General features: G+C 43.8%; 13 protein-coding genes and 1 pseudogene. 7 read left to right on the top strand and 7 right to left on the bottom strand.

The window, feature by feature from the left end; all coding sequences use genetic code 11:
• Positions 1 to 16: 16 nt before the first annotated feature.
• Positions 17 to 1,258, bottom strand: coding sequence for an acyl-CoA dehydrogenase family protein (locus tag NI465_RS13575; RefSeq protein WP_085064431.1), 1,242 nt, complete (start codon positions 1,256 to 1,258; stop codon positions 17 to 19).
• Positions 1,259 to 1,352: 94 nt separating this feature from the next.
• On the opposite strand from NI465_RS13575, the gene NI465_RS13570 reads away from it, so the two are divergent.
• Both NI465_RS13570 and NI465_RS13565 read left to right on the top strand, forming a co-directional pair.
• Positions 1,353 to 2,270, top strand: coding sequence for a LysR family transcriptional regulator (locus tag NI465_RS13570; RefSeq protein ID WP_180181315.1), 918 nt, complete (start codon positions 1,353 to 1,355; stop codon positions 2,268 to 2,270).
• Positions 2,271 to 2,438: 168 nt separating this feature from the next.
• Entirely contained in the window at positions 2,439 to 3,050 is a 612-nt protein-coding gene (locus NI465_RS13565; RefSeq protein ID WP_180181314.1) for a thermonuclease family protein, read from the top strand.
• 87 nt (positions 3,051 to 3,137) lie between these two features.
• On the opposite strand, the gene NI465_RS13560 is transcribed toward NI465_RS13565, so the two are convergent.
• The 3 genes from NI465_RS13560 to NI465_RS13550 are packed head-to-tail and all read right to left on the bottom strand — an operon-like array spanning position 3,138 to position 5,701.
• Entirely contained in the window at positions 3,138 to 3,245 is a 108-nt protein-coding gene (locus NI465_RS13560; RefSeq protein ID WP_004647088.1) for a hypothetical protein, read from the bottom strand.
• Between the two features lie 9 nt (positions 3,246 to 3,254).
• A complete protein-coding gene (gene cydB, locus NI465_RS13555) occupies positions 3,255 to 4,259 on the bottom strand; it encodes a cytochrome d ubiquinol oxidase subunit II (protein ID WP_004647089.1) in 1,005 nt (334 codons plus the stop codon).
• Complete coding sequence (locus NI465_RS13550) at positions 4,256 to 5,701, bottom strand: cytochrome ubiquinol oxidase subunit I (RefSeq protein WP_253145687.1); 1,446 nt, start codon at positions 5,699 to 5,701, stop codon at positions 4,256 to 4,258. The genes cydB and NI465_RS13550 overlap by 4 nt, the downstream gene beginning before the upstream one ends.
• A 265-nt stretch (positions 5,702 to 5,966) precedes the next feature.
• Here NI465_RS13550 and NI465_RS13545 point away from each other — a divergent pair, with 265 nt between their 5' ends.
• Both NI465_RS13545 and NI465_RS13540 read left to right on the top strand, forming a co-directional pair.
• Positions 5,967 to 6,410: a MarR family winged helix-turn-helix transcriptional regulator gene (locus NI465_RS13545; protein ID WP_224216617.1), complete on the top strand. Its 444-nt coding sequence runs from the start codon at positions 5,967 to 5,969 to the stop codon at positions 6,408 to 6,410.
• A complete protein-coding gene (locus tag NI465_RS13540) occupies positions 6,407 to 7,609 on the top strand; it encodes an MFS transporter (RefSeq protein WP_224216616.1) in 1,203 nt (400 codons plus the stop codon). The genes NI465_RS13545 and NI465_RS13540 overlap by 4 nt, the downstream gene beginning before the upstream one ends.
• A 6-nt stretch (positions 7,610 to 7,615) precedes the next feature.
• Here the strand turns inward: NI465_RS13540 and NI465_RS13535 are convergent, their stop codons facing one another.
• Positions 7,616 to 8,596: a GlxA family transcriptional regulator gene (locus tag NI465_RS13535; RefSeq protein WP_071850095.1), complete on the bottom strand. Its 981-nt coding sequence runs from the start codon at positions 8,594 to 8,596 to the stop codon at positions 7,616 to 7,618.
• Positions 8,597 to 8,674: 78 nt separating this feature from the next.
• Here NI465_RS13535 and NI465_RS13530 point away from each other — a divergent pair, with 78 nt between their 5' ends.
• Positions 8,675 to 10,498 (top strand): acyl-CoA dehydrogenase, encoded by a 1,824-nt coding sequence (locus NI465_RS13530; RefSeq protein ID WP_191112273.1) that lies wholly within the window; start codon positions 8,675 to 8,677, stop codon positions 10,496 to 10,498.
• Positions 10,499 to 10,552: 54 nt separating this feature from the next.
• Here the strand turns inward: NI465_RS13530 and NI465_RS13525 are convergent, their stop codons facing one another.
• On the bottom strand, positions 10,553 to 11,767 hold the full coding sequence (locus NI465_RS13525) for an alkane 1-monooxygenase (RefSeq protein WP_180087538.1): 1,215 nt from the start codon (positions 11,765 to 11,767) through the stop codon (positions 10,553 to 10,555).
• Positions 11,768 to 11,955: 188 nt separating this feature from the next.
• Here NI465_RS13525 and NI465_RS13520 point away from each other — a divergent pair.
• Positions 11,956 to 12,906, top strand: a pseudogene (locus NI465_RS13520) (helix-turn-helix transcriptional regulator).
• A 2-nt stretch (positions 12,907 to 12,908) separates the two neighbouring features.
• On the opposite strand, the gene lpxB reads toward NI465_RS13520, so the two are convergent.
• Positions 12,909 to 14,081, bottom strand: a complete 1,173-nt coding sequence (gene lpxB, locus NI465_RS13515; protein WP_180087540.1) for a lipid-A-disaccharide synthase — start codon at positions 14,079 to 14,081, stop codon at positions 12,909 to 12,911.
• A 387-nt stretch (positions 14,082 to 14,468) separates the two neighbouring features.
• Between lpxB and NI465_RS13510 the strand changes: the two genes are divergently transcribed.
• On the top strand, positions 14,469 to 15,359 hold the full coding sequence (locus NI465_RS13510; protein WP_253145686.1) for a sulfite exporter TauE/SafE family protein: 891 nt from the start codon (positions 14,469 to 14,471) through the stop codon (positions 15,357 to 15,359).
• Positions 15,360 to 15,377 lie beyond the last annotated feature (18 nt).

Below are 15,377 nucleotides of genomic sequence, written 5' to 3'. Positions count from 1 at the left end.
TTCTATTTAAGCCAGTTTATTTTTTGTGGCGTGTACTGTAGCCACGTTTTGCCAGTTCCAGTTTGGCAATCATGCCCTTATGCACTTCATCCGGGCCATCAGCCAAACGTAAGGCACGTGCCTGGGCAAAGAATCCGGTCAGTGGCGTATCACGAGAGACACCGGCACCGCCGTGGATCTGGATGGCCATATCGACAACTTTTTCCAGCACACTTGGCGCAACGACTTTAATTGCAGAAATTTCAGTCAGTGCCGCCATATTCCCTAAAGTATCCATTTTATAGGCTGCATACAAGGTCAAAAGACGTGCCTGATCAATCGCAACCCGTGCTTCCGCGACACGTTCCAAGTTACCGCCAAGTTTTAAAATCTCTTTGCCAAATGCTGTCCGGCTCATGCCTCGGTCAATCATCAACTCTAAGGATTTTTCCGCAGCCCCGATGCAGCGCATACAATGATGAATACGGCCTGGCCCTAAACGGCCTTGGGCAATTTCAAAACCCTGACCGGCGCCACCAATAAAATTCGCTACCGGAACGCGGACATTTTCAAAGCTGACTTCCCCATGGCCATGTGGCGCATCATAGTCACCAAATACAGGCAGCATACGTTCAATTTTTACCCCTGCGGTATCTACCGGAACTAGAACCATCGAATGCTGATGATGACGGTCTTTTGTTTCATCTGGAGTATGCGCCATAAAAATAATAATTTTGGCATTTGGATCGCCCATACCTGATGACCACCATTTACGACCATTGAGAATAATCTCATCACCTTCCACCATCGCCGTTGCCTGCATATTGGTCGCATCACTGGATGCGACTGCAGGTTCAGTCATACAAAAGACCGAACGGATTTTCCCTTCTAATAGTGGCTTCAGCCATTGCTGTTTTTGTTCTTCAGAACCATAACGCCACAATACTTCCATATTGCCGCTATCTGGCGCATTACAGTTAAATACGATTGGTGCAATCAGGCTACGTCCGGAAAGTTCGGCAATATGCGCATATTCCTGAACCGATAAACCTTGGCCAAGTTCAGGACAAGGGAGAAACATATTCCAAAGGCCTGCTGCCTTGGCTTTGGATTTTAAGCTTTCCAGTTCTGCTGGCCATTGCCATTTGGTCCAGTCACTGCCTTGATTCAACTCGTGAACCTGCTGCCAGAAATCAGCTTCAACTGGTTCAATTTCATCAGCAATAAATTTTTTGGTTCTATTTAAATAATCTTGTGCACGTGCTGAAAGCTCAAACATCTCTTTATCCCTCTAAATATTCTAATTCATACACTTTACAACACCTTAACCCAAAACCTATTATGAATAAAATGATTTTATCCCATACATTATTATGCATAGTATTCATTCTAAAACAGTCATGGACCTGCGAAATTTTCATCGTATCGACATTAACCTTTATCCGCTTTTTATGGCAATTTATGAGCAGAACAGTATTTCTAAAGCTGCACAAATTTTATCAATCAGCCAGTCTGCTGCTAGTCATGCTTTACAACGTTTAAGGCAGCATTTACAGGATGATTTATTTGTACGTACTGGTAGCAAAATGCAACCTACGCCGTTTGCGGAACAGATCTATCCTGAGCTGAAGAATGCACTTTTTGCAATTCAAAATATTTCAATACAACATCAGCAGTTCAGACCAGAAATGATTCAGAGTTTGAAAATTGCCGTTCATGATGAAATTGAGCCAATGATCTTTCCCAGACTCGTTCAGCACTTTCAGCAACTCAATCTGGAAATTCAACTTAGCAGCATGAAGCTGGACCGTAAAAATATAGCAGCAGACCTCGCCTCTCAACAGATTGATTTTGTCATAGATCTGGAACAAAACATTGCTGAAAAAATCCAGTTTGAACGCCTGGTGCAAGATGAATTTGTAGTGTGTACACAATTAACAGAAATGAATGAGCAGATTTATCTTGCCTCGCCTCATATTGGCGTGTCATCACGCCGTACTGGTGTTTTGGTTGAAGATATTTATTTAAGTCGGAAACAATATTCACGACAGATTTTTTTACGCTGTCAGCATTACTCAACTGCTCTGCAAATTCTGGAGCAGCAAAAGACAGCCATGCTGACTATTCCTAAAAATGTATTGACGCATTTACAATTGGCTACCAGTCTAAATATTTTTGAAGTCCCTGTGGAACTGCCGAAAATTAATATGGGGATGTATTGGCATAAGGATTTGCAAGAGAATAAAAGACATCAATTTTTGAGAGCTGAAATTTATAAAATTTTTACTTAGGCTATTTATAAAGAAATTTAAATTGCTTAGGCTATTTTATATATAAGTTTAGATGGTTGCAGATTCATCTTTTCGCCAGAAAAATATACTTAGGCTATTTTAGCTGGTACAAAACTAAACACTGAGTGATTAGCTTTTAATCCGTAGATCTACTGGCTTTGCTCTAAAATGGCTCGACTTTTAGCTGTGATTTTACAGCTGGTTTTGCTGATTTGGATCTTGCCTTTGTTAAATCTCTCCATCACCTGGCAAATTGTGCTGGGCTTAGTATTGCTATGTTTTTCTTATTATCTGCTGCATAAAATTACAGTTTATTTAAAAGATGTTTTCCGCCCTTTTAAGAAAGGCAAAAAATACTGGTGCCGTGTAAAAGCCGTAAGTGATGGTGATACCCTCACCTGCTACCGTTTTAATATTCGTCGCTCTGAGACCAAATTGCGCTTTGCTTTTGTCGATGCCCCTGAATCATCACAAGCCTATGGTAAAGAATCGCAACGTCTGGTCAAAAGCATGGTGAATAATAAAATGGTTCGGGTCAAGATAACCGACATTGACCGTTATGGTCGCTGTGTGGGTGTCGTCTATCGCTATCGCAAAAATATCAATGAAGAGATTGTCAAACGTGGTGCAGCGTGGGTCTATGAAGAATATATCAAGGACAAAACCCATTTACGCTATATGATGGAACTGCAAAATAAAGCCAAGAAACAGAAAAAAGGCCTTTGGAAAAGTAGCCGTCCTGTACGTCCAAGTGTTTATCGTAAACAGGTAAAATCGTAAATTTGGTTTTATCAAAGATAAATGGCAAATAATAAAAAGTGATCAGTACATTCAGATCACTTTTTTCATTTTTTTAGTTTTACTAATTTAATAAGCCAAATGCACCAGAAAGCGGAATGCGCCAGCAATCAGGGCCAGCGTTAAAAATCCTGCCAGCCATAATCCTACAAACCATAATGCCTGTTTGCCTTTCATGACCACTCCTTAATGATAGCCATCATCGCCGACCCTGACCTTATGCCGGAATACCCAATAGGACATACCCGTATAAATCACAATAATAGGAATCAGGATCAAGGCACCAATCAAGGCAAATAGCTGGCTATTTTCATGCGCTGCTGCCTGCCAGATAGTCACGCTCGGCGGGATAATATATGGCCATAGACTAATCAAGAATCCGGTATAAGCAAGGAAAACCAGAACAAGCATATAGGTAAATGGGCCTAATTCACTACGTCTTTTACAGGCACGTAAGGCCAGCCAGGTAAATAGCAGAACCAGAACTGGAACTGGCATAAAATAGGTAAATTGTGGCTGACTAAACCAGCGTTCAGCAATCTGAGGATGAGTCAACGGTGTATAAATACTGACAGCACCCAATATGATCAGCAAGGCAATAATCAGCTTAGGCATCAGTTTAAACATTCGATCTTGTAAGTCATCTCCGGTTTTATAGATCAGCCAGCCACAGCCTAATGCCGCATAGAGCACCACCACACTGATTCCGGTGAAAATACTGAATGGAGTGAGCCAGTCCAGACCACCCCCAACATAGACACCATTTCGGGTTTCAATGCCCTGAATATAGGCGCCTAAAATCATGCCTTGCAGGAAACTGGTGATCGCAGAACCACCGATAAAGGCTTTATCCCACCAATGCTTACTGCGGTTTGCCTTGAAGCGGAACTCAAAAGCCACGCCGCGGAAAATCAAGGCAATCACCATCAGAATAATTGGCATATACAGTGCCGAGAGTACGGTCGAGTAAGCAAGTGGGAAAGCTGCAAATAACCCTGCACCACCCAGTACCATCCAGGTTTCATTGCCATCCCAGACCGGAGCCACGGTATTCATCATGACATCACGTTCATCCTGATGCGGAAAGAAAGGAAACAAGATGCCGATGCCCAGATCGAAACCATCGAGAATGGTATAAATCAATACACCCAAACCAATAATCACAATCCAGATTAATGATAAATCAATCATTTTTTGTCCTCCTGATCCGGTTGTTCAGGAACTTCTTCGATACGTTCGCGAATACTACTTAATGGTCGACGCGAGGCCTGAACCACATCGCTATCTGATTCATGATCTGGTCGAGTATGAATAAACTCGGGACCTTTGTGCATCAGGCGCAACATGTAGTAAATTCCGATACCAAATACCACACAGTAGACAACTACAAAAATAATCAGGGTCAGCCCCACCTGTTCAGCGGAAACCGGAGACAATGCATCCTTGGTTCGCATGATGCCGTAGACTACCCAAGGCTGACGGCCGACTTCTGTGGTAAACCATCCCGCCAGCATGGCAATAAATCCGGAAGGTCCCATAATCAGGGCAAATCGGTGCAATGCACGGGACTCATAAAAGCGACCACGGGTACGTGCCCACGCTCCCCATAACGCCAGTAACAGCATCAATACGCCGAGTCCGACCATAATCCGGAAGCTCCAGAACACCACCAGCGAATTCGGCCGGTCTTCAGGCGCAAAGTCTTTAAGTCCTGTAACCTTTCCATCCATCGAATGGGTCAGAATCAGGCTCCCCAAGTTGGGAATTGCGACTGCATATTTGGTTTCTTCTGCCTCCATATCTGGAATAGCAAAGAGATATAAGGGCATGCCTTCATCATGATTGGTTTCCCAATGCCCTTCCATTGCCGCCAGTTTTGCTGGCTGATGCTCAAGGGTATTAATACCGTGCATATCACCGACGATGACCTGCAAAGGTGCAAGTACCAGAAGCAGCCACATTGCCATGGAAAATGAAGTTTTAACCAGTGCATCGCGACGGCCTTTGATGAGGTGCCATGCGGCTGTAGCAGCGACCAGTAAGGCGGAAACCAAAAAGGCAGCCATGGCCATATGGGCCAGACGATAAGGGAAAGATGGGTTAAACACGATAGCAAGCCAATCTTGCGGAACAATCAGGCCATTTTCAATCGCAAAGCCTTGTGGGGTCTGCATCCAGCTATTGGATGATAAAATCCAGAACATGGAAATACAGGTTCCTATCGCAACCATCAAGGTCGAGAAAAAGTGCGCCTTTGGTCCTACTCGACCCCAGCCAAAGAGCATGATGCCCAAGAATCCGGCTTCTAAAAAGAAGGCGGTTAAAACTTCATAAGCCAGCAAGGGCCCAGTCACACTTCCTGCAACCCGGGAAAACTCACTCCAGTTGGTTCCAAACTGGTAGCTCATCACTACACCGGATACGACACCCATCCCGAATGCCACAGCGAAAATTTTCACCCAAAATTTGAACAGATCCTGAAAAATCGGGTTTTGGGTTTTGAGCCAGCGCCATTCCAGAATGGCCAGAAAGCTGGCCAAGCCAATAGAAATTGCCGGAAAAATGATATGAAAAGATACAGTAAAGGCGAACTGTATTCGTGCTAACTCTAATGCAGTTAAACCCAGAGTCATAAGCTTCACCTATGCATTGTTATTTGGCATCTTTGCCCTTCAATTTTTAAGTCATGAATTTTTCTAGTGACATGGTTAGCTTAGGCGTGGCTGTTATAAAAAGTATGTAGTCTTTTGTTGATTATTTTTTAATCAGGTTAAACTGTGTAAGTGCTGCTAGCAGAGAAAATATTGCTCTCAATAATTTTTAAAAGTCTTCTCTTGAGCTTTAGATAAAACAGGCGTAAATTAGGCCTAAATTTAGTTACCCAGGTTAACTAACCATATGTTTTCCGAATCTCCCCGACTTCGTACGCTGTTATTACGCTGCGCACGACTGATGAGCGATGAGATCAATACGATCTTGTTGTCATCTCAATTAAATTATTCCTTATGGCAGGTGTTATACGTCATCCAGTCAAAGCAACAATGCACGCTGGTAGATATTTCCAGTTATCTCAATGTATCCAAGCCCGGTATTACTAAGCGGATTCAGCAACTGGTTGAACTCGATCTGATTGCCCAACTCGAAACTGAAGACAAACGTCAAAAGCTGTTCAAGTTGAGTGAGCAAGGAATTGAGACCTTTGCGATGTGTTCCAAACAGATCGATGCATTTGAAGATCAGTTGCTTGAGCACATTGAATCAGATGATCTTGAAGGCAGTAAAAATACCTTAATGCAACTCATTCAGCAGTTACATCCCTCATCTCAGGACAGACCTCAATGAGCCAAGAACAAGAAACGCCTTTATGGACGCCCAATTTTATCCTGATCAGTCTGGTGAATTTCCAGTTGGTTCTGGTGTTCTACTTGCTGGTGATTGTGATTGTCGGCTACTCGGTTGCTGAGTTAGGTGCGTCGACTGCTCAAGCCGGTCTGGTATCCGGTCTGTTTATTGTGGGTACGTTATTTGGACGATTATTGATCGGAAAATTACTGAATCGGCTGGGTTTGAAAAATACGCTTGTCATTGGCCTGACTGGCTTTCTGCTCTTTTCCGGACTGTATATGATTCCGGCCAAGCTGGAAGTTTTATTGGGTATCCGCCTAATACACGGTTTTATGATGGGTATGGCTTCTACTGTACTGGGTACAGTGATTGCACAGACCATTCCTGCCACACGGCGTGGTGAAGGAATTGGATATTTCAGCATGAGCAGCACCCTTGGCACAGCGATTGGTCCCTTTGTCGGAATCTGGCTGATGACAAATTTTAATTATCAGGTAATTTTCATCTTTACCAGTATTGTTGCGCTCAGCTGCCTGATCTGTGGGCTATTTATCCAGCCACCACGCCTTAAGGCAAGTCATTCGTCAGCAGTCTCTACTCCGCAAAGCACCAGCAAACTGGCTCAGTATATTGAACCGAATGCCCTACCGATTGCACTGATTGTTCTGCTGGTGGCTACTTCTTATTCAGGCATATTATCGTTTATTCACTTTTATGCCAAAGAAATCAATCTGGTCGAAGCAGCATCTTTTTTCTTTCTGATGTATGCCTTTGCCATTCTACTATCCCGTCCTTTTACTGGCCCTTTAATGGACCGTAAAGGTGAAAATATCATTATCTATCCTGCCATTGTGATTATGGCGCTGGGGATATTGCTCCTCAGTCAGGCGCAAAACTCTGTGATGTTACTTGCCAGTGCTGCCTTGCTTGGTTTTGGTTTTGGTAATATCCAGTCAGTGTGTCAAACCATTGCGGTGAAAAGTACGACATTGCAGCGTATGGGGCTTGCTACCTCAACCTTCTTTATTGCCCTGGATGCCGGTCTTGGTTTTGGCCCTTATTTCCTGGGTATGCTGCTGGATCAGATTGGTTATCGTCAGCTTTATCTGTTCTCGGCGCTGCTCACCCTGAGCTGCCTGGTTTGGTATTACCTTCTGCATGGCCGTAAAGCAGGAAAAGTACAGCCTTCTCATTAAAAGCTTTTAAAAGCGCCGACTAAACCGGCGCCGATATTCCAACGGCGTCAGACCGGTTTTTTTATGAAATAAACGGCGGAATGAACTTGGATCCTGATAGCCGACATTTTGCATGATCACATCCACAGCTTGATCGGTTTCTTCCAGTCGTTTACGGGCAGCCTCAATCCGGATCGCTTGTAGATACTGATTGGGCGGTATGTCTAAGGCTTGTTTAAAGCGTCGAATCAGGGTCCGGCCAGTCACATTAAACTGCTCTGCCAGCTGGTTCAAACTAAAATCTTCATGAAAATGCTGCTCTAGCCAGTTCTGGATTTTTTGTACCAGTTCATCATGGTGCGGCCGGCCAATATTCAGCAATGAATAAGACAACTGGCTATCACGGCGGTAATCAATTACGAAAGATTTAGCCGATTGCATGGCCACCTCAAAGCCATACAAGCGCTCAATCAGATGCAAACCCAGGTCAAACCAGGCCAGGCCTCCACCCGCACAATAGATATTCTGATCCCGGCTAATCATCAGATCGGCATTCAGTTTCACCTTAGGATAACGTGAACGGAACATTTCCTGAAAACCCCAATGCGTTGTTGCAACTCGGTCATCTAAAATGCCTGCTTCTGCCAGAAAAAAATTTCCGGTACAGTTTCCTGCAATTAAAGTCGCATCTGCATGTGCAGATTTTAAAAAATGAATCAGTTCTGGATTTTGTTGCAATACATCCTGAATTGGTGCAGCGATGGTCGGTACCACCAGAATATCTGCAGTTTGAATCTCTTGATAAGAAACATGTGCCTGCAACTGCAGCCCATTGATACACCGAATCGGGTGTCCATCCGGACTGGCGATACTCACCTTAAACAGGCGCTGTACATCCTGCTGCTGGATCCGGTTCCAGCTTACGCCAGCCATGGCAAATAAATCGACCACGCCCGTAATGGCCGAAGCCAGTGCCCCATCAAAGCCTAAAATCACCACATCTTGCATATTTTTTTATTTGTCACTTTTCACCCGATTCATGTCATTATTGACAATCCTCCTCAATAAAAGCAACTGCTAGTCTTGATGCTATCTCAAGGATTGCACATTCAGGACAGTACCGTGACCCAACTGATTAATGATAAAGATCTGCATTTCCAGCTTTATGACGTATTCAAACTTGAAGCGCTGACTAAACTGCAACGCTATCAGGATCATGACAAAAATACTTTCGACAGTATTCTGGAAACGGCAAAAGGTATCGCGACCGATTATTTTGCGCCGCATAATGCCAAAGCTGATCAACAAGAACCGAACTTTGATGGCAAACAGGTCAAAACCATTGATGAAGTGAAGACAGCCTGGCAACAGTTTGCCGATGCCGGCCTGCTTTGCGCCCAGCATGATTATGCAGATGGTGGCATGCAACTGCCCACTTTGGTGAATATGGCCTGCAATGCTTATTTTATGTCGGCCAATCCGTCCACCGTGGCTTATTCTTTTCTAACGGCCGCTGCGGCGAACCTGATACAGGCTTTTGCCTCCCCAAAACAAAAGCAAATATTCCTACCGCATATGTTGAGTGGCCGCTTTGCTGGCACCATGGCCATGACAGAGCCGAATGTAGGTTCCTCTTTGGGCGATCTGACCACTAAAGCCATTCCTCAGGCAGATGGAATTTATAAAATTAAAGGCCAGAAAATGTTTATTTCGGGTGGCGATCAGGACATTACCGAAAATATTGTGCATCTGGTCTTGGCGCGGATTCAGGATGCGCCGCAAGGCGTGAAAGGAATTTCCCTGTTTATCGTACCAAAATTCAAAACCAACGAGGATGGTTCACTCGGTGAAGCTAATGATGTACAGCTGGCTGGCTTACTGCACAAAATGGGCTATCGAGGTACTACATCTACAGTTTTAAGCTTTGGAGAAAATGATAATTGCTTAGGCTATTTAATTGGTGAACCCGGTCATGGCTTAAAATATATGTTCAAGATGATGAATGAAGCACGTGTGGGTGTCGGTCTGGGCGCAGCCATGATTGGTTATCGTGGCTATCTGGAATCTCTGGATTATGCTAAAAACCGTCCGCAAGGCCGGCCAGTTCATGAAAAAACACCTGACTCCAAACCGGTGAATATCATTGAACATACCGATGTCAAACGCATGCTACTGGCGCAAAAGTCATATGTAGAAGGTTCGCTGGCACTTTGCTTATTTGCAGCCCGATTAATTGATGAACTTCAGGCAGCTCAAGATGAAGATAGTGCAATTCTGCTTGATCTCATCACCCCGGTGGTCAAATCTTTCCCTTCTGCCTATGGTCCGAAAGCCAATGATCTGGCTATTCAGGTCCTGGGCGGCGCGGGTTATACTCGTGAATATCCGGTGGAGCAATGTTACCGTGATAACCGGCTCAATCCGATTCATGAAGGAACTTACGGCATTCAATCTCTGGATCTGCTGGGACGTAAACTCTGGCAGCATAATGGCAAAGGGCTCAATCTGCTCATGCAGCGCATCCAGAAGACCTTGTCAGAGATTCATGAACCTAAGATAGTGGAACTCGCAAAGATCTATAAACAGCATCTTGCCACTGTGCAAAAGACTACACAGATTTTAGGCCAGGCCTTGCATCAAGGCAAAGTCAGCGAAGCTTTGGCCAATTCAGGCCTGTATCTGGATATGATGGGTAAGACCATCCTAGCCTGGCTATGGCTGGAAATGGCGAATCAGGCTCAACTCAAGTTTGGCACATCTTCGCAGGCAGAAGATCAGACTTTTCTGGCAGGGAAAATTCAGGCAGCTCAATATTTTATTCGCTGGGAACTCCCTGAAATTGAACATCAGGCCAAATTACTGATGCATCTGGATGATACTTGCCTGAATATGCAAGCCGACTGGTTCTAGGCAGAATTAATCAAAAAATGCGCCTTTATCGGCGCATTTTTATTTTGTAATTCATTAAGCTGTAGAGTTATTTACACCAAATTTTTTAAATAGCTTGGCACGCTTGGAAGGCAAGATATTAGCCTTACTTAAATCGCCCTGATAGTGCTGATATACCCGCTGATCCATGATTTTGTACCATAAAGGTGGAATCAAGGCTGGAATCAGCATGGTTGCATAACCGCTGGGTAATTCTGGCGCTTCATCAAAATGCCGCAACGCCTGAAATGGACGGCTTGGAAAAGCATGATGATCAGAATGGCGTTGTAACTGATACAAAAACAGATTAGTTACGATATTGTTGTTATTCCAGCTATGTTCCGGCAAGGTTCGCTCATAACTGCCATCCGCTTTCTGTCCACGTTTCAGTCCGTAGTGCTCGATATAATTCACAATCTCAAACAGGCTAACGCCATAAAATGCCTGTGTCAGTGTATAAGGAATAATTTTCTTGCCATACGCCTTTAGCATCAAGGCATGATAGCCGGCACTCATGGCCCAACCATGAAACAGCTCATTTTCCTGATTAAAGAATTTCAGTCCCTTACGCTCGAGCCGTCTTTTTTCAATCTGGATTGCAGATTTTAATCCGCCTATTACGGTACGTGGCCAGAAACGGTAAAAAGATTCACCCATTTTTGAAGATGCCGGATCTTCTGGTGTCGCCACCCGTTTATGGTGTCCATAAGGATGTTCGATTCGGAAATGGTTATAGCCCAAAGGCATCAGGCTGGCATGAGACCAGTAATGGTCTTTTTTCTGTGGACGATGGCTGAGTTCATGTGCGGTATTCACCCCCACACCATTAATCGCACCCATAGAAACTCCCAGCAATACCTGATCTAGCAAAGACATATTTGGGCGACTTACGACATAGCCAGCAAAGGCATTGGCTGCCATTTGTAAGGGAATAAATGTTTTTACAATGCGGTCATAATAAGGATCGTTAACCAGTGCCTTGATCTGCTCATCATTTGGGTTATTGGCATCATCGCCAATCAGAGCATCCAATGTCGGAATGATGACATGCAATAATAAAGGCCCGCCCATCGCAAAGACTTTTTGAGTGGCTTTAGGACCAAAATGATAACCGGCCAGAATTCCCATTCCGATCACAGGCAGACCTGGGCTGAGCAACCAGCCAAAACGTTTTTTATCCAGCTTTACACCTTTTAGTGCCGACGCTTCCTGCGTAAACTGCGCTTTCTGGATTTGTGCAGGGGCATTCATTGCGACCTTCCTTTTTTATGTTACTCTGCACTTATAGTTGAATATTTCAGCAGCCGCGAACAGTATTCAACTTCCAGAAAAGCTATGTCAGCGTCTTTGGCACATGCTGCCAAATTCTGGCCTAAAATCACAAAGTTAAAAAATTTATAGTCAATTAAATGAAATAAAACAGAAGAATAGAGTTAGGCATGGATGCTTTAAGTAAAATTTTTGATGATATTCATCTGGAAAAATCGGAATATCTTTATCTGAATGTATTTCATCCAGGTGGCTTTGATTATCAGCATGAGCCTTTTATGCTGGCCTATATCCTGTTACAGGGACAGGCCCAATTAAAGTTCATGAATGGTGATCGGCTGGAGCTGCAGCAAGGTGATCTGGTGCTATTACCTGCAGGTTCTGCCCATCATGTTTCCTGCCCAGACAATGCCGATTTTTCTGAGCACCATGCGATTAATCCTTATTTTCAGAGCAATGCACAGCAATGTATTGATCTCAATCGGGAAAATTCGGCGGAGCATAGTTTCATACTGGCTATTCGTTCTAGCTTGGATATCCAGATGGCCAAACCTCTTTTGAGTGCATTACCTAAATACCTGCATATTCAACATATTCTGGGTGATACGGCGCCAGAATGGTTACAGGTTGGCTTGCAGTTTCTGGCACTGGAAACCCAGCAGCTTCGTCCCGGACGTGACAAGATTCTGGATCATCTGGTCAGTATTTTACTGATTGAATGCGTACGTGATTATATTTTAAACCTGGAAAATGCCTCGAGCTGGCTGAATGCGCTCTCGCATCCGGAACTATCCAATGCACTGGCAGCGATTCATGGCAAACCTGAACAATTCTGGACTGTAGAAAGTCTGGCCGAACAATGTCATATGTCACGTTCCAAATTCGCCTAGTTATTTACCCAGATTGTCGGTGAACCGCCCTTTGCCTATCTGCAACAGCACCGCCTGCGTCTGGCAGCGCAATATTTGAGAAATAGTGGATTTGGTATCCAGCAGATCGCTTATCTGGTTGGTTATTCATCCGAGACGGCGTTTAGTCAAAGTTTTAAAAAACAGTTTGAACAGACGCCGACCCAATACCGGCTGAATTGTCAGAAGAACCAGTCTTTATTACCAGACTAAAATTACTGGACTAATGCCAATACTGCTGTGACCGGATCTTCGCTATTGCCAGAAAGTAGCTGCTTGTGCATGGTGATATGCTGCATAACCTGAATCTGCGCTGCTTCAATATCCATCAGTTTTTCAATTTCAGCTGCCAGATTTTCAGGTGTAGCAGCGGATTGGATGAGTTCTTGAATCACTTTTTTGCCAGCAATTATATTTGGTAATGAAAAATATGGGATTTTTACCAGTAATTTGGCAATTCGATAGGTCAGCCAGTGCAATTTATAAAAAGTCACCATCGGACGGTGCAGCAACATCGCTTCAAGCGTTGCAGTTCCAGACGCCAGTGCAATAATATTGGATGCATTCATGACCTGACGGCCAATTTTGGATTCAGCGCTGGTATTTTCCATCAAGCGAATTTGGGTTTTTAAGCTCTCAGGATAAGTGGCCAGTAAACTTTCGATTTGCTGCTTGCGTGCATCATTAATCGCAGGAATCAGAAAGGTATAATCCGGATATTTGTGATGCAGAATATTAGCTGCATCCAGAACCAAAGGTCCCAAACGCTCAATCTCGCCACGGCGGCTTCCCGGTAATAATGCAATATATTTCTGATCTGGGTCTAGGCCTAATTCTGTCTGAGCCTCCAGAATTGGATTTTCAAGCGGCAATTGGCTAGCGAGCGGATGTCCGACAAAAGCTGCAGGAACATCCCATTTTTTAAAGAACGCTTTTTCAAATGGAAACAGGCACAGCACCAGATCAATACTGGCTTTAATGCCATGTATACGGCCTTGACGCCATGCCCAGACCGAAGGACTGACGTATTGCACGGTTTTAATCGGTAACTGTTTTTGTTTAATGGTTTTTGACAAACGCAGGTTAAAATCAGGCGCATCAATCCCGATAAAAATATCGACCGGATCTTTAGTCCAGGTTTCCACCAGACCATCCCGCACAGCAAACAGTTTTTTAATATCTTTTAAAACTTCGACAATGCCCATCACCGACAGAATATCCATCGGATAATAGCTTTTAAAACCTTCCGCGATCATTTGTGGACCACCGATACCTTCAAATTCAGCATCAATGCCTTGCTCACGAAAACGGCGAATCAATTTTGCGCCAAGCGTATCTCCAGAGACTTCACCGACCACGATTCCAATTTTAAGCTTTCGATTTAGCAAGTGGGTTTCCTCTCAGATCCGCATGGAAATTTATTGAATCGGGATTCTAACATAATCCTGTAACTATTCCGGAAGAAGCTTAAGCAGCTTCTCATTTTAAGAAACTCACCATTTAGAATAACTTAGTCAATAAGGGAGCTTGCATAACAAGAATTAAATCGACATTTACAGGTACATTCAATTAGACAGAAATGGGTCAAATCGGACAGTTAAAATCAATCATTATATTCGCACTTTATACATAACCCAGTGAATAAACATGAAAGATCACCTAATATTCTTCACCTAGCTTTATCTTTTTTATGCATAAGTAAATCAATAATCAAGACAACGACTTATATCCAAAAGTCATAAGATATGCTCGTTTTTTGATTTTGGCATATATGCATGTTTGGTCCGATTGAATTTATTTTAGCAGGCGTTCTGGTAGGTTTTTGTGTAGGTGTCACCGGTGTCGGTGGCGGTTCATTAATGACGCCAATTCTTATCAGTTTATTCCGGATTGAACCGCATATCGCGATTGGTACTGACCTGCTCTATGCCGCGATTTCTAAATTCTGTGGCTCGTTTGTGCATGCCAAGAAAATGAATATTGTCTGGCCGATTGTGATCTGGCTGGCCGTTGGCAGTATTCCCGCATCTTTTGCAACACATTGGGTTCTTGATAACTATCTGAGCCAATCAACGCATTACAAGGCCGTCCTGACCATGGTATTGGGCTTTATGCTAACCATTACCGGCTTATCCATTCTGTTTCGTAGCCAGATCGAAAATCTTTTTAATAAATACAGAAAACGAGAACTACCGGATATGACGCAGGATCTGGAAAAAGTGAAGCTGCAAGCCAAAGAAAAGCGCGTTGCTATCATCATCATGGGCATTATCTTGGGCATATTTGTCACGCTATCTTCAGTGGGTGCCGGTGCATTTGGTATCATGGCACTTGTAGTGATGTTCCCGAATCTGCCGATGATTCGTATTATTGGCTCTGACGTGGTGCACGCGGTATTACTGACACTGGTCGCAGGTCTAGGTCATATGTCTTCAGGCAACGTCGATTTCATGCTGCTCATGTGGTTATTGGTGGGGTCTATTCCGGCGATTATTGTCGGCACTTTACTCAGCTCACGTATGCCGGAAAAACTGATCCGCAAAATTTTAGGTATTACCCTATTTGCGCTGGGCGTGAATTTCATGATTAATCCTGTGAAATCAAAACCGGCTCAACCTGCTGAAACAGCAATGATAATTGTGAATCAAAATTCCCCGTCCGTTTAAGTTAACTATCCGATTCAT

The organism is Acinetobacter lwoffii, assembly GCF_024129855.1.
GTDB classification, from domain to species: Bacteria; Pseudomonadota; Gammaproteobacteria; order Pseudomonadales; family Moraxellaceae; genus Acinetobacter; species Acinetobacter lwoffii_L.
The sequence above is the reverse complement of the archived record's forward strand: the minus strand, read 5'-3'. Positions and strand labels throughout refer to the sequence as shown.